At 65.9% G+C, this 20,713-nt stretch carries 16 protein-coding genes and 1 pseudogene; 16 read left to right on the top strand and 1 reads right to left on the bottom strand.

Annotated features, from left to right (window positions below):
- Positions 1-35: 35 nt before the first annotated feature.
- The gene (ybaL, locus tag ACVISU_RS13365) at positions 36-1,766 is read right to left on the bottom strand and encodes a YbaL family putative K(+) efflux transporter (RefSeq protein ID WP_456707247.1); all 1,731 of its coding nucleotides are present in this window, start codon (positions 1,764-1,766) and stop codon (positions 36-38) included.
- A 115-nt stretch (positions 1,767-1,881) separates the two neighbouring features.
- Here ybaL and ACVISU_RS13360 point away from each other — a divergent pair, with 115 nt between their 5' ends.
- The 16 genes and pseudogenes from ACVISU_RS13360 to ACVISU_RS13285 all read left to right on the top strand — a co-directional run bounded on the left by ACVISU_RS13360 (position 1,882) and on the right by ACVISU_RS13285 (position 20,568).
- Positions 1,882-2,547: an HAD family hydrolase gene (locus ACVISU_RS13360; protein WP_456707246.1), complete on the top strand. Its 666-nt coding sequence runs from the start codon at positions 1,882-1,884 to the stop codon at positions 2,545-2,547.
- Between the two features lie 9 nt (positions 2,548-2,556).
- Entirely contained in the window at positions 2,557-3,510 is a 954-nt protein-coding gene (locus tag ACVISU_RS13355) for a sugar-binding transcriptional regulator (RefSeq protein WP_050402572.1), read from the top strand.
- Between the two features lie 157 nt (positions 3,511-3,667).
- Positions 3,668-4,981 (top strand): ABC transporter substrate-binding protein, encoded by a 1,314-nt coding sequence (locus ACVISU_RS13350; RefSeq protein ID WP_050402571.1) that lies wholly within the window; start codon positions 3,668-3,670, stop codon positions 4,979-4,981.
- A 135-nt stretch (positions 4,982-5,116) separates the two neighbouring features.
- Positions 5,117-5,989: a carbohydrate ABC transporter permease gene (locus tag ACVISU_RS13345; RefSeq protein WP_194459220.1), complete on the top strand. Its 873-nt coding sequence runs from the start codon at positions 5,117-5,119 to the stop codon at positions 5,987-5,989.
- Positions 5,990-5,993: 4 nt separating this feature from the next.
- Complete coding sequence (locus tag ACVISU_RS13340; RefSeq protein WP_050402569.1) at positions 5,994-6,824, top strand: carbohydrate ABC transporter permease; 831 nt, start codon at positions 5,994-5,996, stop codon at positions 6,822-6,824.
- A 16-nt stretch (positions 6,825-6,840) separates the two neighbouring features.
- Positions 6,841-7,848, top strand: coding sequence for an ABC transporter ATP-binding protein (locus ACVISU_RS13335; protein WP_456707245.1), 1,008 nt, complete (start codon positions 6,841-6,843; stop codon positions 7,846-7,848).
- Positions 7,849-7,924: 76 nt separating this feature from the next.
- Positions 7,925-8,698 carry an SDR family NAD(P)-dependent oxidoreductase gene (locus ACVISU_RS13330; RefSeq protein ID WP_456707244.1) on the top strand — a complete coding sequence of 258 codons (774 nt, stop codon included), beginning with the start codon at positions 7,925-7,927 and terminating at the stop codon, positions 8,696-8,698.
- Positions 8,699-8,777: 79 nt separating this feature from the next.
- A complete protein-coding gene (locus ACVISU_RS13325) occupies positions 8,778-10,430 on the top strand; it encodes an FGGY-family carbohydrate kinase (protein WP_456707243.1) in 1,653 nt (550 codons plus the stop codon).
- Positions 10,431-10,443: 13 nt separating this feature from the next.
- On the top strand, positions 10,444-11,382 hold the full coding sequence (locus ACVISU_RS13320; RefSeq protein ID WP_456707242.1) for a carbohydrate kinase family protein: 939 nt from the start codon (positions 10,444-10,446) through the stop codon (positions 11,380-11,382).
- 122 nt (positions 11,383-11,504) lie between these two features.
- A pseudogene (locus ACVISU_RS13315) lies at positions 11,505-12,936 on the top strand (amidase).
- A 76-nt stretch (positions 12,937-13,012) separates the two neighbouring features.
- Positions 13,013-13,963, top strand: coding sequence for an ABC transporter permease (locus ACVISU_RS13310; protein WP_456707241.1), 951 nt, complete (start codon positions 13,013-13,015; stop codon positions 13,961-13,963).
- The gene (locus tag ACVISU_RS13305) at positions 13,960-14,856 is read left to right on the top strand and encodes an ABC transporter permease (RefSeq protein ID WP_456707240.1); all 897 of its coding nucleotides are present in this window, start codon (positions 13,960-13,962) and stop codon (positions 14,854-14,856) included. The genes ACVISU_RS13310 and ACVISU_RS13305 overlap by 4 nt, the downstream gene beginning before the upstream one ends.
- A gap of 2 nt (positions 14,857-14,858) precedes the next feature.
- A complete protein-coding gene (locus ACVISU_RS13300; RefSeq protein ID WP_456707239.1) occupies positions 14,859-15,857 on the top strand; it encodes an ABC transporter ATP-binding protein in 999 nt (332 codons plus the stop codon).
- Entirely contained in the window at positions 15,854-16,882 is a 1,029-nt protein-coding gene (locus ACVISU_RS13295; RefSeq protein ID WP_456707238.1) for an ABC transporter ATP-binding protein, read from the top strand. Before ACVISU_RS13300 ends, ACVISU_RS13295 begins: the two co-directional genes overlap by 4 nt.
- Positions 16,883-16,938: 56 nt before the next feature.
- Positions 16,939-18,429, top strand: coding sequence for an ABC transporter substrate-binding protein (locus ACVISU_RS13290; RefSeq protein ID WP_456707237.1), 1,491 nt, complete (start codon positions 16,939-16,941; stop codon positions 18,427-18,429).
- 429 nt (positions 18,430-18,858) lie between these two features.
- Positions 18,859-20,568 carry an outer membrane protein assembly factor BamB family protein gene (locus tag ACVISU_RS13285; RefSeq protein WP_456707236.1) on the top strand — a complete coding sequence of 570 codons (1,710 nt, stop codon included), beginning with the start codon at positions 18,859-18,861 and terminating at the stop codon, positions 20,566-20,568.
- The last annotated feature ends 145 nt before the right edge of the window (positions 20,569-20,713 follow it).

Raw genomic sequence — 20,713 nt, 5'->3', positions numbered from 1 at the left:
TTGATCTCCTTTCGTCGCGCAGTGGGCGCAGTTGCTCAGGCCGCGGAATCTTCCCTCGCGCTCGCAGCACCCTGCGAGGCAACATCAAGATGTCCCCGGTCGAGCTCCTCGATCATGCCGCGGGCGATCTCGCGCTCGCCCATGATCACGATATCGGCCCCGAGCCCCTTCAGATGATCGACCTCGGCGTCGGAATGCGCGCGGGCGATGATCCGGATCTCGGCGTTGGCTGCGCGGGCCTGCTCGACGATCTGTCCGGCTTCGAAGGCTTCGGGGATCGCAATGACCAGCGATCGCGCGGCGGCCGGATTGGTCGCGCGCAGCACGCTGGCGCGCGCGGCGTTGCCCATCAGGGCCTCGATACCGCGCTGCCTGAGCTTTGCGACCGTGTCGTCGGACGCCTCGATCGCGAGAAACGGCGCGTTGCGCCGATGCAGGGCATCGCCCACGAGGCTGCCGACCCGGCCGTAGCCGACCAGGATGGTATGATCCCGCAGGTCGGTGACCGGGATCGGTTCAGTGGTCGCAACGGTCGGCGAGGCGGCCTGCGGCTTCTCGAGCCGCGAGGTCAGCCAGTCGACCACCGCGAACACCAGCGGGTTGAGCATGATCGAGAAGATCGCGCCGGCCAGGATCAGGTCGCGGCCGGCCTTCGGCAGCAGATTGAGCGCAACGCCGAGCTCGGCCAGGATGAAGGAGAATTCGCCGATCTGGGCGAGGCTCGCCGAGATCATCAGGGCGGTCGCCATCGGGTGACGGAACAGCAAGACGATCAGAAGCGCGGCGAGTGACTTGCCGACCACGATCACGAACAGCGTCGCGAGAAACGGCCACGGCTCGCGCACCACGCTCAGCGGATCGAACAGCATGCCGACCGAGACGAAGAACAGCACCGCGAAGGCGTCGCGCAGCGGCAGGGTCTCCTGGGCGGCGCGCTGGCTGAGCGGCGATTCCCGCAGCATCATCCCGGCGAAGAAGGCGCCGAGCGCCAGCGAAACCCCGAACAGCTTGGTGGCGCCGAACGCGATGCAGAGCGCGATCGCGAGCACGGTCAGCCGGAACAGCTCTCGCGAGCCGGTGTGCGCGATGTAGTGCAGCACCCATGGAATCAGGCGCCGCCCGACCACCAGCATCAGCGCGATGAACACGGCGATCTTGATCAGCGTCAGCACAAGCACGCCGGTCAGCCCGAGGCCGAAGCGGGTGGCGAGCGGGTCGGAGGTGAGTGCCGTGCCATCGCCCTGGAAACTCGCCACCGCCGGGAACAGCACCAGCGCGAGCACCATGGCGAGGTCCTCGACGATCAGCCAGCCGACCGCGATCTTGCCGCGCTCGGTGTCCATCAGGCGACGCTCCTGCAGCGCGCGCAACAGCACGACGGTACTCGCGACCGACAGCGCGAGCCCGAACACCAGGCCGGCACCGACGGTCCAGCCCATCAACAGCGCGAGGCCGAGGCCGAGCAGCGTGGCGACCGCAATCTGCGCGATGGCGCCGGGCACCGCGATTGCGCGCACCGACAGCAAGTCGTTCAGCGAGAAATGCAGGCCGACCCCGAACATCAGCAGAATGATACCGAGCTCGGCGAGTTCGGTCGCCAGCGCCTGGTCGGCGACGAAGCCCGGCGTGAACGGACCCGCGGCGACGCCCGCGAGCAGATAACCGACCAGTGGCGGAACCCGAAAGCGCTGGGCGATGGTTCCGAAGACGAAGGCTAATCCAAGGCCCGCGACGACGGTCGCGATCAGAGGTGTGTCATGCGGCATTTCGCCTTGTCGCACAGCATGGTTGGCGGTGCACCGCGACCATTTGAGGCGCGGCATTCCGCGCGCGAAACGGTGATCTATTGCTCGTGGCGTGGGCATATGATCTCATGCCGAGATGGATCCGCGGCTGCCCAAGACCGATCTCGTCATCTTCGACTGTGACGGCGTGCTCGTCGACAGCGAGGAGCTGAGCTGCCGCTGCCTCGCCGAGGCGATGGTCGAGGCCGGCATCGAGATGAGCACCGATCGGGCGCTCGAACTCTTCCTCGGGCGCAGCACCACGGCCCTGGTCGCGTATTGCCGGAGTGTGGGCAAGCCGTTGACGTCGACCTTCCTGCCTGAATTGGCGCTGCAGGTGCGCGAGACTTTCCGATCGCAGCTCAAACCGATTGCCGGCATCACCGCCGTGCTCGCGGAATTGCAGTTGCCGTATTGTGTTGCCTCATCGAGCGATCTTGACCGCGTGCGGTTCTCGCTGGAGTTGACCGGTCTTGCGTCGAGCTTCGGGCCGCGGCTCTACACCGCGCAGATGGTCGAGCATGGCAAGCCGGCGCCGGATCTGTTCTTGTATGCGGCCAGCGCGATGGGAGCCGATCCGCGCCGTACGCTCGTGATCGAGGACAGCGTCAGCGGGGTGACGGCGGCGAAGGCCGCCGGGATGAAAGTGTGGGGATTCGTCGGCGGCGCCCACTATCGGTTGACGGACGGCAGTGCTCTGCTGAAGCAGGCGGGGGCGGATCGAATCTTCGCCGCGATGACGGATTTCTGGAACGAAGGCTGACGCAAGATCATGGCTGCGCCCGACAACGAAAAGTCTCGCCTCGACGATGCGGCGCGCGCCGGCTGGCTGTATTTCATCGCGGGCCACACCCAGGACGAGATTGCAAAGATGCTTCAGGTGTCGCGCGCCTCGGCGCAGCGCCTGGTGTCGCTGTGCCTTGCCGAGCGGCTGATCACGTTTCGTCTCGAACACCCCATTGCCGCCTGCATGGAGCTCGCTTCCCGGCTGAAGGAGCGGTTCGATCTGGTGCATTGCGACGTCGTACCATCGGATCCGGCGGCGCCGCTGTCGAATGCCGGGATTGCGGAGCGCAGCGCCAATCTGCTGGAGCTGACGCTGCGCTCGGAGACGCCGGTCATCGTGGCGCTCGGCACCGGCCGTGCGGTGCGCGCCGCGGTCGAGCGGGTCTCGCCGATCGAGCGGCCCGACCATCAGATCGTCTCGCTGGTCGGAAATATCTCCGCCGACGGCTCGGCGAGCTTCTACGACACGGTCGGACGGCTCGCCGACCGCACCGGTGCGCGGCACTACCCGATGCCGTTGCCGTTCCTGATGTCGAGCGAGGACGAGCGCAACCGGATGATCCGGATCGACCCGATCGCGCGGGTGAGGGCTGTCGCCGCCAAGGCCGATCTGCGCCTGATCGGCATCGGCCAGATGGACCAGAAGGCGCAGGTCCATGTCGACGGTTTCGTCACTCGCGAAGAGCTGCTGGAGATGATGCGGCTCGGGGCGGTCGGTGAAGTGACGGGCTGGGCCTATGACGCCAAGGGCCGCCTCATCAAGGGCGGCACCAACAAGCGCCTGACCAGCATTCCGCCGCAAATCCCCGCGGTCTCGACCACGATCGCGGCGGCGGTCGGCGCCGCCAAGGTGCCGTCGATCAAGGCCGCGCTGGCGGGCCGGGTGATCAATGGCCTGATCACCGATGAGGCCACCGCACGCGCGGTGCTGGATCGCTAAACGCCCTTTCGCTCCCGCAAAAACCTCCCTTCCAGGCTGTGGCGGAACCCGCGATCGCGCGGGACGGCGCACCCGCGTGCTTGACAAATTTTGGCGACAGGATGAACATACGCTCAACACGTGGGCATATGCTCAACGTGACATAAGGGAGGTCACCGTGAAAAACGTCCTTTGCGCCGTTGCGGGCGCGGCCAGTCTTTTGATCTCTGCCCCCTCGATCGCCCAGACCACGCTGACGGTGGCGACCGTCAACAACAGCGACATGATCCGCATGCAGGGGCTCACCAGCGAATTCACCGCGAAGAACCCCGACATCACCGTGAAATGGGTGACGCTCGAGGAGAACGTGCTGCGCCAGCGCGTGACCACCGACATCGCCACCAAGGGCGGCCAGTTCGACGTGCTCACCATCGGCACCTACGAGGTGCCGATCTGGGCCAAGAAGAGCTGGCTGGTGCCGCTCGACAAGCTCGGCGCGGATTACGACGTCAATGACCTGCTGCCGAAGATCAAGGATGCGGTCTCCGTCGACGGCAAGCTCTACGCCGCACCGTTCTACGGCGAGAGCTCGATGGTGATGTACCGCACCGACCTGTTCGACAAGGCCGGCCTGAAGATGCCGGAAAGCCCGACCTGGGACTTCGTGGTCGATGCCGCCAAGAAACTGACCGACAAGTCGGGCGGCGTCTACGGCATCTGCTTGCGCGGCAAGGCCGGCTGGGGCGAGAACATGGCGTTCCTGACCGCGATGTCCAATTCGTTCGGCGCGCGCTGGTTCGACGAGAAGTGGGAGCCGCAGTTCAATTCGCCGGAATGGAAGAAGACGCTGACGACCTATGTCGACCTGATGAAGCAGGCCGGACCTCCCGGCGCCTCGTCCAACGGCTTCAACGAGAATCTCGCGCTGTTCAGCGCCGGCAAATGCGCGATGTGGATCGATGCCACGGTGGCGGCGTCCATGGTGACCAACCCGAAGGATTCCAAGGTTGCCGACAAGGTCGGCTTTGCGCTGGCCCCGAACACCGGGCTCGGCAAGAACGCCAACTGGCTGTGGGCGTGGAGCCTTGCGATCCCCGCCGGCTCGAAGAAGGTCGATGCGGCCGAGAAGTTCATCGCCTGGGCCACCAGCAAGGATTACACCAAGCTCGTCGCGTCGAAGGAAGGCTGGTCCAACGTGCCGCCCGGCACGCGCACCTCGCTCTACAAGAACCCCGACTATCTGAAGGTCGCGCCCTTCGCCAAGCTGACGCTGGCCTCGATCGATGCGGCCGACCCGAACAAGCCGACGGTGAAACCGGTGCCTTACGTGGGCGTGCAGTACGCGGCGATCCCTGAATTCCAGGGCATCGGCACCCAGGTCGGCCAGCAGTTCTCGGCCGCGTTATCCGGCTCGACCACCGTCGATGCGGCGCTCTCGGCTGCGCAGTCCGCGACCGAGCGCGAGATGAAGCGCGCTGGCTATATCAAGTAAACCACGCCTGGACCAAAGCCGGGGCGCGGCATGCACCCTGGCCTCCCGACCAGTTTCGACCTCCCGAGCTGGCTACTTGCGACCATCCTGTCCCGCAGCGGGATGGTCGCTCCTTTCCGAAAGAAGGAGGCGGGGATGGCGACCCAGCAGACCCAACTGCTCGCACGCACGCTGCTCACGCCCGCCGTGGCGCTGCTGTTCATCTGGATGATCGTGCCGCTGGCGCTCACGATCTACTTCGCGACCCTGCACTACAACCTGCTCGATCCCGGCTCCGAATCGTTCGTCGGGCTGGAGAACTTCCGCTACTTCCTCACCGATCCGGCCTTCCTCGCCTCGTTGCAGAACACCTTGGTGCTGGTCGGCTCGGTGCTCGCGATCACGATCATCCTCGGCGTGCCGCTGGCGCTGTTGCTCGACCAGCAGGTGGTCGGGCTCTCGATCGTCCGCCTGATGGTGATCGCGCCGTTCTTCGTGATGCCGACGGTGAGCGCGCTGGTCTGGAAAAACCTGCTGATGCATCCGGTGTCGGGCCTGTTCGCCTGGATCGCACATCTGTTCGGGTTGCCCGCGATCGACTGGTTCAACGAGGCGCCGCTGTTCTCGGTGATCCTGATCATCTCCTGGCAGTGGCTGCCGTTCGCGACCCTGATCCTGCTCACAGCGCTGCAGTCGCTCGACGAGGAGCAGAAGGAGGCGGCCGAGATGGACGGCGCGAGCGCGATCTCGACCTTCATCTACATCACGCTGCCGCACCTCGCGCGCCCGATCACGGTGGTGATCCTGATCGAGACCATCTTCCTGCTCACGGTGTTCGCGGAGATATTCGTCACGACCGGCGGCGGTCCCGGCCTGCAGACCACCAACATCGCCTTCCTGATCTATTCCCAGGCGCTGATCCAGTACGACGTCGGCAGCGCATCGGCGGGCGGCCTGGTCGCGGTGGTGCTTGCCAACATCGTCGCGTTCTTCCTCGTTCGCATCGTCGGCCGGAATCTGGAGGCGTAACGTCATGGCGCGGATGGTCACGACACGGCGCAAGGCGATCTCGACGGCCGCGGCCTGGCTGGTCGGCTTCCTGATCTTCTTCCCGATCCTCTGGATGGTGCTGGCGAGCTTCAAGACCGAGCTCGAAGCGTTCGCGATCCCGCCATCGTTCCTGTTCTTCCACTGGACGACGGAAAACTACGTCACGGTGCAGGAGCGCAGCGATTATTTCCACCACGCGCTCAACTCGATCATCATCGCAGGCGGCTCGACATTGATCGCGATGCTGATCGCAATTCCGGCCGCGTGGTCGATGGCATTCTCGCCGACCAAGCGGACCAAGGACATCCTGCTCTGGATGCTCTCGACCAAAATGATGCCGCCGGTCGGCGTGCTGGTGCCGATCTACCTGATCTACCGGAATTTCGGCCTGCTCGACACCCGGACCGGCCTGATCTTCATCCTGTGCCTCGGCAACCTGCCGATCGTGATCTGGATGCTGTTCACCTATTTCAAGGAGATCCCCAAGGACATCCTCGAGGCGGCGCGGATGGACGGCGCCACGATCGGCCGCGAGCTGATCTATGTGCTGACGCCGATGGCCGTGCCGGGGCTCGCCTCGACTTTGCTGCTCAACCTGATCCTGGCGTGGAACGAGGCATTCTGGACCCTCAATCTGTCGACGCTCGAGGCCGCGCCGCTCACCGTGTTCATCGCATCCTATTCCAGCCCGGAAGGATTGTTCTGGGCGAAACTGTCGGCGGCGTCGACGCTCGCGATCGCGCCCATTCTCGTGCTCGGCTGGTTCAGTCAGCGGCAGCTCGTCCGTGGCCTGACCTTCGGCGCGGTCAAGTAGCAGAAAGGCTTGTCCCATGGGTCAGATTACGCTGCAGGGTGTGCAAAAATCGTTCGGGCCGGTCCACATCATCAAGGGTGCCGACCTCGAGATCACCGACGGCTCCTTCGTCGTCTTCGTCGGTCCGTCAGGCTGCGGCAAGACCACGCTGCTGCGGCTGATCGCGGGGCTCGAGGACGTCACCGGCGGCGCCATCCTGATCGACGGCCGCAACGTGGTCGACGTGCCGCCGGCGAAGCGCGGGCTGTCGATGGTGTTCCAGTCCTATGCGCTCTATCCGCATATGAGTGTGCGCGGCAATATTGCGTTCGGCCTGAAGATGGCGGGGTTGCCGAAGGACGAGATCAACCGCAAGGTCGAGGCCGCTGCGGCAACCCTCAACCTGACGCCCTATCTCGATCGCAAGCCGCGCGAGCTCTCCGGCGGCCAGCGCCAGCGCGTTGCGATCGGGCGCGCCATCGTGCGCGAGCCGAAGGCCTTCCTGTTCGACGAGCCGCTGTCGAACCTCGACGCCGCGCTGCGGGTGCAGATGCGGCTCGAGGTGACGCGCCTGCAGAAGCAGCTCGGCACCACGGCGATCTACGTCACCCACGACCAGGTCGAGGCCATGACCATGGCCGACAAGATCGTGGTGCTGAACGGCGGCAAGATCGAGCAGTATGGCTCGCCGCTCGAGCTCTACGAGAAGCCGGCCAATTTGTTCGTCGCCGGCTTCATCGGCTCGCCGAAGATGAATTTCGTCACCGGTGACCTTGCAAAGCAGCAGGGGGCCACGACGATCGGCGTGCGGCCCGAGCATCTGAAGGTCGAGCGCGACGGGCAGGGCGGCTGGCACGGCACGGTCGCGGTCGCCGAACATCTCGGCAGCGACACCTTTCTCTATGTCGATGCCGGACCACTGGGAATGCTGACCGCGCGCTATGTCGGCGAGCTCGACCTGCATCCCGGCGACAAGGTGTCGCTGATCCCGGATCCGGCGCGCATCCATCGTTTCGACGACGGCGGAAAATCGATCCGCGCGTAATCCTCAGCAGTTGATCTCGCTCTGGCCGGGGCGGCACGCCCGCGAAAATGCGGGCTTTAGGCAAAGGAAGAAGAAAATGTACCTCAAGAAATTCAGGCTTGGCGGCAAGACCGCCATCATCACCGGCGCCGGGCAGGGCATCGGGCTCGCCTGCGCCGAGGCGCTCGCGGAAGCCGGCGCCAAGGTCGTCATCGGTGACCGCGACGCCAAGGTCGCGGGTGACGCGCAGGCGGCGCTGAAGGCCAAGGGCTTCGACGCCGATATCGCGCTGATGGACGTGACGGATTCCAGCCAGGTCTCGGCGGTCGCCGACGAACTGGTGCGCAAATACGGCAAGGTCGACATCCTCGTCAACAACGCCGGCATCGCGCGCAGCGAGACGCCGGCCGAGACCGTGACCGACGAGCACTGGCTCAACGTCATCGACGTCAATCTGAACGGGACCTTCTGGTGCTGCCGCGCGTTCGGCAATCACATGCTGAAGGCGAAATCCGGCACCATCGTCAATGTCGGCTCGATGTCCGGCTTCATCGTCAACAAGCCGCAGGAGCAGTGCTTCTACAATGCCTCCAAGGCCGCCGTGCATCACCTCACCAAATCGCTCGCCGCGGAATGGGGCGCGCGCGGGGTCCGCGTCAACGCCGTGGCGCCGACCTATATCGAGACGCCGCTGAACGCCTTCGTGAAGAACAGCCCCAAGATGTACGACGCCTGGATCGGCGGAACCCCGATGGCGCGGATGGGGCAGGTCGACGAGGTCGCCTCCGTGGTGCTGTTCCTGGCGTCCGAGGCTGCGAGCCTGATGACCGGAAGCATCGTTCTGGTCGATGGCGGCTACACTTGCTGGTAGGCTTGCGCCGGACAGCATGATCCGGAAAAGTGGCGACCGGTTTTCCGAAGAGGTCATGCGCAAGCAAAGATGAGCGGCCATGCGGCAAGCCTATATCGGGGTGGACGTCGGGAGCACCAGCGCCCGGACGGGGGTATTCGACGAGGCCGGCAAGCTGCTGGGTTCGGCGCGGCATCCGATCCGGGTCTGGCACGAGCCCGGCGACATCGTCGAGCAATCGTCTGACGACATCTGGGCGGCCTGCGTCGCCTCCGTGCGCAATGCGATGCGGGAGGCGGCGGTCGCCGCCGAGCACGTCAAGGGTATCGGATTCGACGCGACCTGCTCGCTGGTCATGCTCGACCGAGCCGGCCGGCCGCTGACCGTCAGCCCGTCCGGCGATTCCGCGCGCAACGTCGTGGTCTGGATGGACCATCGCGCGATGGACGAGACCGAGTTCGTCAACGCGACCGGCGACCGCGTGCTGCGCTATGTCGGCGGCGCCATCTCGCCTGAGATGGAGATCCCGAAGATCCTCTGGCTGAAGCGCCATCTGCCCGCGACCTATGAGGCGGCCGGTCACTTCTTCGATCTCGCCGACTATCTTTCGTTCCGCGCCTCCGGGTCGCTGGCGCGCTCGACCTGCACGGTCACCTGCAAATGGACCTATGTGGCGGGTGAGGGCGGCTGGAGCGAACCGTTCCTGAAGCGGGTCGGGCTCGAGGCGCTCGTCGCCGATCGCTTCGCTCGCATCGGCACCGAGATCGTGCCGCCCGGCTCGCCGCTCGGCCGCGGGCTGTCGGAAGATGCTGCGCGCGATCTCGCCCTCATGCCGGGAACCGCGGTCGGCGCCTCGCTGATCGATGCCCATGCCGGCGGCGTCGGTGCGATCGGCGGCCGCGATGGCTCCGGCGCCGAGGTCGACGTCTGCCAGCGGCTCGCTTACATCATGGGAACGTCGGCCTGCATCATGGCGACCACCGTCGATCCTTGCTTCGTGCCCGGCGTCTGGGGCCCGTATTTCGAAGGCATGGTGCCGGGCTTCTGGCTCAACGAAGGCGGTCAATCGGCGGCGGGGGCCGCGATCGATCATCTGCTCAAGTCGCATCCGGCGCATGCCGAGGTTTCGGCCGCGGCGAAGCGCGACGGCGTCGATGTCATCGAGTACCTTGAGAAGCGCATCCTGGCGCGCAGCGGCAATGCTGGCGCGGCTGCGCTGCTGGCGCGCAACGTTCATGTGTTGCCGGAATTCCTCGGCAACCGTTCGCCCTATGCCGATCCCGGCTCGCGCGCGGTGATCGCGGGGCTCGATCTCGATACCGATTTGTCGGCGCTGGAGCGGCTGTTCATCGCCGGCCTGTGCGGGCTGGCCTACGGCCTTGCCGACGTCATCGAGGCGCTACAGGCCCATGGCGTCAGCGGCAAGACCATCGTGATCGGCGGTGGCGCGAGCCGCAGCCCGCTGGTGCGCCAGATCATGGCCGATACCACCGGCTACACGGTTGCGCTGCCGCAGACGCAAGAGCCTGTTTTGCTCGGCGCCGCGATGCTGGGCGCGGTCGCCAGCGGTGCGCACGATTCGATCAATGCGGCGATGGCCGGCATGTCGGCGCTCGGTCGGCTGAGCGAGCCGACCAGGCCCGAGCTGGCCGATTTCCACCGCCGGAAGCGCGGCGTGCACAGGATGCTGCGCCAGCTCGATCGCGACAGCCGCGAGGCGATGAAGCGCGCGCCCGGCGCGGCGCCAATGTAGGGATTGTTTGTCCATGCTGCTGAGTTGCGGAGATGCGCTGATCGATTTCCTGGCGTCGCGGACGGCAGATGGGCGCGAGGCGCTGACGCCCGCGGTCGGCGGCTCCTGTCTCAACATCGCGATCGGCAGCGCCCGGCTCGATATTCCCACCGGCTTTGTCGGCGGCATCTCGACCGACACCTTCGGCCGGATGATCGCCGATCACGCCGCGGGCTCCGGCGTCGATCTCAGCCGCGCGACGCGCAGCGACCATCAGGCGACGCTAGCCTTTGCACGCGTCACCGGCACCGAGACGCAATACGCCTTCTACGATGCCGAGACCGCGTCGCGAAACTGGACCTATCGGCGCGAGGCGGTCGCGCTTGACGGCGTCACTTGCCTGCACACCGGCTCGACCACTCTGGTCCATGATAGGGGCGCGGCCGAGACGCTTGCCTTCATCGAAGATGCGCGGTCGACCGTGACGATCTCGCTCGATCCGAACTGCCGGCCGAACCTCGTCAGGGACAAGGACGCCTATCGCGCGCGCATGCTGGCGTTCTGCGGCAAGGCGGATGTCGTAAAAATGTCCGACGTCGACTTCGCCTATCTGTTCGGCGACGAGGCCTATGCGGCGCGGGCCGAGGCGCTGCTGTCTAACGGCGTATCGCTCGTCGTCGTCACGCGCGGCAATGATGGCGCTTCGGCCTGGCATCGCCAAGCCGGCCCGATCGAGGTCGCCTCGCCGGTGGTGAATGTGGTGGATACGATCGGCGCCGGCGACAGTTTTCAAGCCGCGCTGCTCGCCGCATTGCATCGGTTGAACCGGATCGCGCGGCAGCGGCTGCGCGGGATCAGCGCGGCCGAGCTCACGCGCGCGCTGTCGTTTGCCTGCAAATGCGCTGCCTTCACCTGCACACGCGCGGGCGCCGATCCGCCGCGCAGCCGGGAGTTGCCCGCGGGCACCTGGTAGGCGGCCACGGCGCGGCCGTCTCCGCCCCACGTACCATCATGCGCGCGAGGCGATGGACTTGACGCATCCGGCGCGGCACGATGCGGGTCGTCGACCACGTCTGAAGCGAGCATGTGTTCCCAATGAGCGATGATCTGTGCCTGCTGCCTGCCGTTGAGCTTCGTGCGCGCATCGCTCGCAAGGAAGTCTCTCCCGTCGAACTCACCGCCGCCGTGCTGGCCCGCGCTGAGCGGCTGCAACCGGAGCTCAACTGCTTCATCACCCTGTGCGGCGAGGCCGCCACGGCGCAGGCGAAGGCCGCGGAGCGGCAGGTCATGGCCGGTGAGCCGCTCGGTCTGCTGCACGGCATTCCCTTCACCGTGAAGGACATCGTCAGCACAAGGGGCGTGCGGACGACCTTTGGCGCGGTGCCGTACAAGGACAATGTGCCCGACAGCGACGCCGTCGCAGTGGCCCGGCTCCGTGCGCAGGGCGGAATATTGCTCGGCAAGACCACGACGCCTGAGTTCGGCAGCAAGTGCCTGACCGACTCGCCGCTGTTCGGCCGCACCCGCAATGCGTGGAGCGCCGCGAGGTCCAGCGGCGGCTCCAGCGGCGGGGCCGCGGTGGCAGGTCGCGAGCGGCATCGCGCCGCTGGCCGTTGCGACCGACGGCGGCGGCTCGACCCGGATTCCCGCCGCCTGCAACGGCGTGGTCGGGATCAAGCAGAGCAACGGCGTGATCCCGCACAGCCAGGTGCAGGACGCCTTCGGCAACCAGACCTATGTCACGCCGACCACCCGCACGGTCGCCGACACGGCGCTGATGATGCAGGCGATGGCCGGCGAGGATCCGTCCGATCCGTGGTCGATCGGCGTGCCGGTGCCTGATTATCTCGACCTCGCGGCGCCGCGCGGCGATCTCAGGGGCAGGCGGGTGCTGTACTGCCTGTCGCCGCCGGGCCGGCCGGTAACATCAGACGTCGCCGCGAACTTCAAGGCGAGCCTCGACCGGATGGCCAGCCTCGGTGCCGAACTCGAGGAATTCTCCGGCGAGGGATTCGACATCGAGCCGATCTGGCGCGCCATCAATCACACGGTCTGGCGCACCCGGTTCGAGAAGCTCGCGGCCGAGCATCCTGATGATCTCAGCCCGACCTTCCTGAAGCAGCTTGCGCTCGCCGCGAAGGTGAGCGGCGTCGACTACCAGCAGGCGATGTTCGACCGCACTGCGTTGTTCCGTCGGATACAGTCGCTGTTCGTGCGCGGCGACCTGCTGGCGATGCCGACCCTGACCCGCACCGCGTTGCCGATCGATCAGGATCTGTTCGGCACCATCGACATCGACGGCCAAAACTTCGACAGCGTGCGGCCGCACTGGTTTCCCTGGACCATGCTGTTCAACATGACCGGGCATCCCGCGGTCAGCATCCCCTCCGGCTTCGGCCGCGACGGCCTGCCGATCGGCCTGCATCTGGTCGGCCGCTTCCGGGCCGATGCGGAACTCTTGCGCGCCGCGGCGCTGTTCGAAGAGGCGAGCGATCTGCTCGGCCGTTGGCCCGCGCCGACATCATGAATGATGCTGCGAAGGGCTTGCATTCGTTCGCGAACATGTTGAAACCTGCGGCCTGTTCCCAATCCTTCGGGCGGGCATGAGCGTATTCTTCCTGCGGCGGATCCTGACCCTGGTGGCGACCCTGTTCGCGGCCTCGCTGATCATTTTCCTGGTGCTCGACGCGTTGCCCGGCAATGCCGCGCAGATGCTGATGGGTGCCGATGCCTCGCCCGATGCGGTGCGCGCGCTCACCGTCAAGCTCGGCCTCGACCAGCCGCTCACGGTTCGCTATCTGCTTTGGCTCAAGGGCATGGCGGTCGGCGATCTCGGCAACAGCTATGTCTATGGCACGCCGGTGGCCGGACTGATCGCGGAGCGGCTGGTGCTGACGATCCCGCTCGCGATCATGTCGATGCTGATCACGGTGGTGCTGGCGCTCGCTGCCGGCATCTACACCGCGGCCAACCACAACAAGATCGGGGATGTCGGCGTGATGTCGCTGACCCAAATCGGCATCGCGCTGCCGAACTTCTGGTTTGCGATCCTCCTGATCCTGCTGTTCTCGGTGAAGCTGCAATGGCTGTCGGCCGGCGGATTTGCCGGCTGGGATGACGGCATCTGGGCCGGGATCCGCTCGCTGCTGCTGCCCGCGATCTCGCTCGCGGTGGTGCAGGCCGCGATCCTCGCCCGCGTCACCCGATCGGCGGTGCTGGAGGTGCTGCGCGAGGATTTCGTCCGCACCGCGCGCGCCAAAGGGCTCGGCAAGCGCGAGGTGCTGTGGCGTCACGTGCTGCGCAACGCCATGATCCCGGTCATGACCGTGATGGGGCTGCAATTCGCCAATCTGCTGGCCGGCACCATCGTGATCGAGAACGTGTTCTATCTGCCGGGCTTGGGACGGCTGATCTTCCAGTCGATCGCCAACCGCGACCTGATCGTGGTGCGCAACTGCGTGATGCTGCTGGCGGCAATGGTCGTGATCGTCAATTTCGTGGTCGATGTGCTCTATGCCTTCATCGATCCGCGCATCAAGGTGGCCAACCTGTGAGTGCGCCACTGACCGCATCCGCCGGCGCGCCGGCACTCGCAGCCGGCGCAAGGCCTGTAACCGGCTTCTGGCGCCGCGCGCTGCGTCATCGCAGCTTCGTGCTCGGCGCAGTGCTCAGCCTGTTCGTGCTCGGTGCGGCGCTGCTGTCGCTGGTCTGGACACCATGGTCCGCCTATGACATCGACGTCGCCTCGAAACTGCAACCGCCGTCGGCGGCGCATTGGCTCGGCACGGACGTGCTCGGCCGCGACATCGTCTCGCTGCTTTTGGTCGGCGCGCGCTCAACCATCATGGTCGGCGTCATTGCGCTCGGCATCGGCCTGACCTTCGGCGTTGGCCTCGGCCTGGTCGCCGCTGCCCGTAAGGGCTGGACCGAGGAGCTCATCATGCGGATGAGCGACTTCACCTTCGCTTTCCCCGCCGTGCTGTCGGCCATCATGCTGGCGGCGGTCGCAGGGCCGGGCATGGTGACGTCGATCACCGCGATCGGCATCTTCCAGATCCCGACCTTCGTCCGCGTCACCCGCGGCTCGGCCAATGCAATCTGGGCCCGCGAATTCGTGCTCGCCGCGCGCGCGGCGGGCAAGGGCGTATTCCGCATCACGATCGAGCATGTGCTGCCGAACATTCTGTCGATCCTGATCGTGCAGGCGACGATCCAGTTCGCGCTGGCGATCCTCGCCGAGGCCGCACTGTCCTATCTCGGGCTGGGCACCCAGCCGCCGCAGCCGTCCTGGGGCCGCATGCTCAATGATGCGCAGACCCTGCTGTTCCAGTCGCCGATGCTCGCAGTCTATCCGGGAGCCGCGATCGCGATCGCGGTGCTCGGGCTCAATCTGCTCGGCGACGGCTTGCGCGATCTGCTCGATCCCCGTCTGGCGCGGGAGCGTTGAGCATGGGCAAGGCGCCGCTGATCGAGGTGAGGGACCTGGGCGTCCGGCTCAACACCAGCCGCGGCCCGGCGCAGGCCGTTCGCGGCGTCAGCTTCGCGCTTCGTCGCGGCGAGACGCTCGGGCTGGTCGGCGAATCCGGTTGCGGCAAGTCGGTCACCGCGCTGGCCTTGATGGGGCTGTTGCCGGAAAGCGCCGTGATCAGCGGCAGCATCCGGCTCGACGGCGCGGAGCTGGTCGGCCTGCCGGATGCGGCCTATTGCAAGCTGCGCGGCAACCGCATCAGCATGATCTTCCAGGAGCCGATGACCGCGCTCAATCCGATGCACACGATCGGGCACCAGGTGGCCGAGCCCTTGCTGCGCCACACCGGCATCTCGGGTGCTGAAGCGCGGCAGGAAGCCATCGCCTTGCTCGATCGCGTCGGGCTGCCGGATGCGGCGAAGCGGGTCGATGCCTATCCGCACCAGTTCTCGGGCGGCCAGCGCCAGCGCATCACGATCGCGATGGCGCTGGCCTGCCAGCCCGATGTGCTGATCGCCGACGAGCCGACCACGGCGCTCGACGTCACGATCCAGGGCCAGATCCTCGATCTGATCGCCGACCTCGTCGCGGAGCGCGGCATGGCGATGATCCTGATCTCGCATGATCTCGGCGTGATCGCCGAGAATGTCGCGCGAATGATGGTGATGTACGGCGGCACCGTCGTCGAAAGCGGCGAGACCCAGGCCGTGTTCACGCGGATGGGCCATCCCTATACGCAGGGCCTGTTCCGCGCCCGGCCACGGCTCGGCGCGCGCAAGGGCACGCGGCTCACGACCATCGCCGGTACCGTGCCGGAGCTCGCCGACCTGCCCGCGGGCTGCACCTTCGCCGATCGCTGCGCGATCGTCGAGGCGCGTTGCCGCGCGGCGCTCCCGGCAGTCGTCGATGTCGGCGGAAGCCATGGCGTGCGTTGCGTCAGGACGGACGTCTCGATGGCCGACGGAGGCGTCGTCGCATGACGGTGCTGGACCAGCCATCATCTGCGACGCCGTTGCTCGAGGTGACGGAGCTCGCGCAGCGTTACACCCTGCCGCGTGAAAGCCTGTTCAGGCCGGCGGCGCAGGTGCACGCGCTCAACGGCGTCACGGCGCGGGTGATGCCGGGCAAGAGCCTCGGCGTGGTCGGCGAGTCCGGGTCGGGCAAATCGACCCTTGCGCGGCTGGTGATGGCGCTGGAGCGGCCGTCGTCGGGGCAGGTCGTCATGATGGGCCGCGACCTCAACCGGATGCCGCCGGATGAGCTGCGCCACGCCCGCCGCGATTTCCAGATGGTGTTCCAGGATCCCTACGGCTCGCTCGATCCGCGCCAGACCATCGCGCGGATCGTTGCCGAGCCGCTGACCGCGATCGGGCGGATCGATCGCGCCGGCCTGCGCGAGCGTGTCGCCACGGTGCTGCGGCAGGTCGGGTTGCGCGATGCCGATATGGACAAGTTTCCGCACGAATTCTCCGGCGGCCAGCGCCAGCGCATCGCGATCGCGCGCGCGCTGATCACCCGGCCGAAGCTCATCGTCGCCGACGAGCCGGTCTCGGCGCTCGACGTCTCCGTGCAGGCCCAAGTGCTCAACCTGATGCAGGATCTGCAGGACGAATTTGGGCTCAGCTACATCCTGATCAGCCATGACCTCGCCGTGGTCGATCTGATCTGCGACGAGATCGCGGTGATGTATCTCGGGCGGATCGTCGAGCAGGGGCATCCCGCAGATCTGTTCGCCCACAGCGCCCATCCCTACACGCGCGCGCTGCTCGATGCGGTTCCGCGCGCCCGGGCCGGTGGTGTCCGGCGCCGCCGCGGCGCGCAGGCGATCGTCTCGCAGTCCTCGGTCACGGCCGGCTGTCCTTACGCGCCGCGCTGCCCCCTGGCCGACCAGCATTGTCGCGAGACCGCGCCTGCGCTACGCAGCGTGGGTGACGCCCATCTGGCGGCCTGCCATCACGCCGAAGCGGTGATGGCGTTGCCGCCGGTGGTCGCCGAGGCCGGTTAGTCTTTCGTGTGAGGTTGACCTAGCTTGAAGAATGAGCACGCCCGGGGAGCAGACCAATGTTGAGGAAATTGTGCGTCATCGCGGCCGCCGCCGCGCTCGCCGCAGCGCCGCTGCCGAGCTTCGCGCAGGGCAAGAAGGACAGCGTCGTGATGGGCATGACGCTGGAGCCGCCGGGGCTCGATCCGACCAACGCAGCGGCCGCGGCGATCGCCGAGGTCACGCTCTACAACATCTACGAGACGCTGACCAAGATCAACGAGGACGGCTCGGTGTCGCCGCTGCTCGCCGAGAGCTGGCAAGCCTCGCCTGATCTCAAGACCTACACCTTCAGGCTCCGCAAGGGCGTCAAATTCCACAATGGCGAGCCGTTCGATTCCGCCGCGGTCAAGTTCACATTCGACCGTGCCGCAGCGCCGACCTCGACCAACAAGGACAGGAGCCTGTACCAGGCGTTCGCGTCGGTGACGGCGCCCGACCCGGAGACGATCGTCGTTGCGTTGAAGTATTCCGAGCCGAACCTGCCGTTCCTGCTCGGCCAGGCGTCGGGTTCGATCGTCGAGCCGAAGAGCGCGCCGACCGACGTGACGCAGCCGGTCGGCACCGGACCCTACACGCTCGGCAACTGGGCCAAGGGCTCGTCGATCACGCTGGTGAAATGGCCGGAGTATCGCAACGCCGCCGCGATCAAGCTGTCCAAGGTGACAATCCGGTTCATCGGCGATCCCGCCGCGCAGGTCGCGGCGCTGCTGTCGGGCGACGTCGACGCGTTTCCGCGGGTTGCGGCGGCGCGCAGCCTGGCGCAGTTCAAGGCCGATCCGCGCTTCAATGTCCTGATCGGCGGCTCGCGAACAAAAACCATCGTCGGCATCAACGAACGCAAGAAGCCGCTCGACGACGTCCGGGTTCGTCGCGCCATCCTCGCCGCGATCGATCGCAAGGCGATGATCGACGGCGCGGTCGACGGCTTCGGCACGCCGATCGGCAGCTTCTACACGCCTGGATCGCTCGGCTATGTCGATACCACCGGCATCAACCCCTACGATCCGGAGCTCGCCAAGAAGCTGCTGGCCGAGGCCGGCGTCAAGACGCCGCTCGAACTCAGCCTGAAACTGCCGCCGCCGTCCTACGCGCGTCAGGGCGGCGAGGTGCTCGCGGCCCAACTCGCCAAGGTCGGTATCGTTGCCAAGATCGAGAACGTGGAATGGGCGCAGTGGCTGTCGCAGGTGTTCACCGGCCCGCACAATTACGACCTCACCATCGTCGCGCATGTCGAGCCGTTCGACCTCGTGAAGCTGACCGAGCCGGATTACTATCTCGGCTACAAGTCAGAGGCGTTCAACGCGCTCTATCAGCAGATCATGGCGACGCCTGACGAGGCCGGCCGGGCCAAGCTGCTCGGCGACGCGCAGCGGATGCTGGCAACCGATGCGGTCGCCGGCTTCCTGTTCCAGCCGCAATTGATCACGATCGCCAGCAAGAAGCTGAAGGGCGTGTGGAAAGACGTGCCGCAGTTCGAGAATGATTTCTCGACCTGGGCTTGGGAGTAACTTGCGAGTAACTGGGAGCAAGCGATCGCGCCGGCGGAGAGCAATGGCCTCAGCGCCGCAGCTCGCGCGACGCCGTCGCTTGACGCTTAGTCTCATTTTACGTGCTGCGCCTGCGAAGGCGATTCTGTCCGGCGATGCGTGACGGCGCGGGAAGCCACCGATATTGCTCAGTTTGGTGCAAGCCCGCGGTCGCAGCATTTCGGGCGCGCGAACGCATGCTGTTCCGGCTTCGCATCGAGCGCATCGGTTGTCTTTGTGAAGGACAGCGCTAACATGGAACCCGTCCGTCGATACCTGTCGTTGTCATTTTTCAATCATCTATTGCAGCGCAACCAAGGCCACCACGGTGCGCGCTCGCTACGCCAGGCCTCGAGGGGAAGTAGCAAACACCATCCCTGATACTGCAACCAAGAAATAACGGGGGAGACTATGTACGTGAAAGGGCTTGCGGCCTTCGCCGCAGCGGTCGGCGTTGGCCTGTTGTCCGGCGCCGCCATCGCACAGGAAGTCAAGCAGGAGAAGCAGTCGGTTCTGGGCAACGCCAATGTGCCGCCGGTGACCCAGGAGCAGCTCAACACCGCCGACAAGAACGCCAAGGACTTCCTGCTCACCAACGGAAATTACGCCCAGACGCGGTTTTATCCGGGCAAGCAGATCAGCCGGGACAATGTGAAGAACCTGCACGTCGCCTGGATCTTCCAGACCGACGTCAAGGAGTCGCTCGAGACATCGCCGATCGTCGTCGACGGCGTGATGTATGTGACGACGTCGTTCAGCCATGTCTATGCGCTCGACGCCAAGACCGGTCAGCAGCTCTGGCACTATGCCCACAAGATGGGCCCGATCACCGTCTATTGCTGCGGTCCCAACAATCGCGGCGTCCAGGTGCTGGGCGACAGGGTCTATCTGGCGACGCTGGATTCCAAGCTGATGGCCCTGAACGCCAAGACCGGCGAGGTGGTATGGACCACCAACATCGCCGATCCCGAGCTCGGCTACAGCGAGACCATGGCGCCGACCGTGGTCAAGGACAAGGTGCTGATCGGCACCAATGGCGGCGAATACGGCATCCGCGGCTTCGTGCGTGCCTATGACGCCAAGACCGGCAAGCAGCTGTGGAATTTCAACACCATTCCGGAGAACTCCGTCGGAGTCTGGGCCACCAAGGACGCCACCGGCCGCGACATGCATCGCAATATCCAGGCCGAGAAGGACATGCTCGCCAAGATCGGCGATCCCTATGCCAAGCTCGGCGGCGGCGTGTGGCAGAACCCGTCGGTCGATCTCGCGACCAACCGGATCTACTTCGTCGTCGGCAATCCATCGCCCGACCTCGACGGCTCGAACCGGCCCGGCGACAACCTCTACACCAACTCGCTGGTCTCGCTCGATCTCGACACCGGCAAGTATGTCTGCCACTTCCAGTACATCGCCCATGACGTCTGGGATCTCGACGCGGTCAGCCCGACGGTGCTGGTCGACGTCAAGGACAAGGGCGGCAAGACGATCCCCGGCGTCATTCATGCCGGCAAGACCGGACACATCTATGTGCACGATCGCAAGGACTGCAGCCTGATCCGCTTCTCCGAGGCGATGGTGCCGCAGGAGAACATGTGGGTGCTGCCGACCAAGGAAGGCGCGCGCATGCTGCCTGGCGCCAATGGCGGCGTCGAATGGTCGCCGATCGCGACCGACCCGGGGCAGGAGCTGGCCTACGCCATCAATCTGCACCAGCCGATGACCTACCACGTCGAAAGCACCGCCTATCCGAACGGCAAGCTGTGGCTGGGCGGCGCCTTCAAGGTGATCCCGAGCGAGAAGCAGTCGGGCAACATCACCGCGGTGAACTACAACACCGGCAAGATCAAGTGGCAGGTCAAGACGCCTGAGCCGATGATCGGCGGCATCCTCGCCACGGCCGGCGGCCTCGTGTTCACCGGCGAGGGCAACGGCAAGTTCGCGGCCTACAATTCGTCGAGCGGCAAGGAGCTGTGGAGTTTCCGCGCCGGCGCCGGCGTCAACGCGCCGCCGTCGAGCTACATGGTCGGCGGCAAGCAATATGTCGTGGTCGGTGCGGGCGGCAACGTCCAGCTCGATTTCAAGCGCGGCAACAACATCATCGCCTTCACGCTCGACTGAGCCGGGGCGGAATGCATAATCGCGCGTACAAGCGTTGACGGCGAGGCGGGACCGCTCCGGTCCCGCCTCGGTTTTGTTCGGACCAAAGGTCCAGCCGCGTCATTGCGAGCGAAGCGAAGCAATCCATTGTGCCGCATGTGCGGAG

It is taken from the genome of Bradyrhizobium sp. USDA 4452 (genome assembly GCF_054063575.1).
This window is presented reverse-complemented; position numbering and strand designations above follow the sequence as displayed.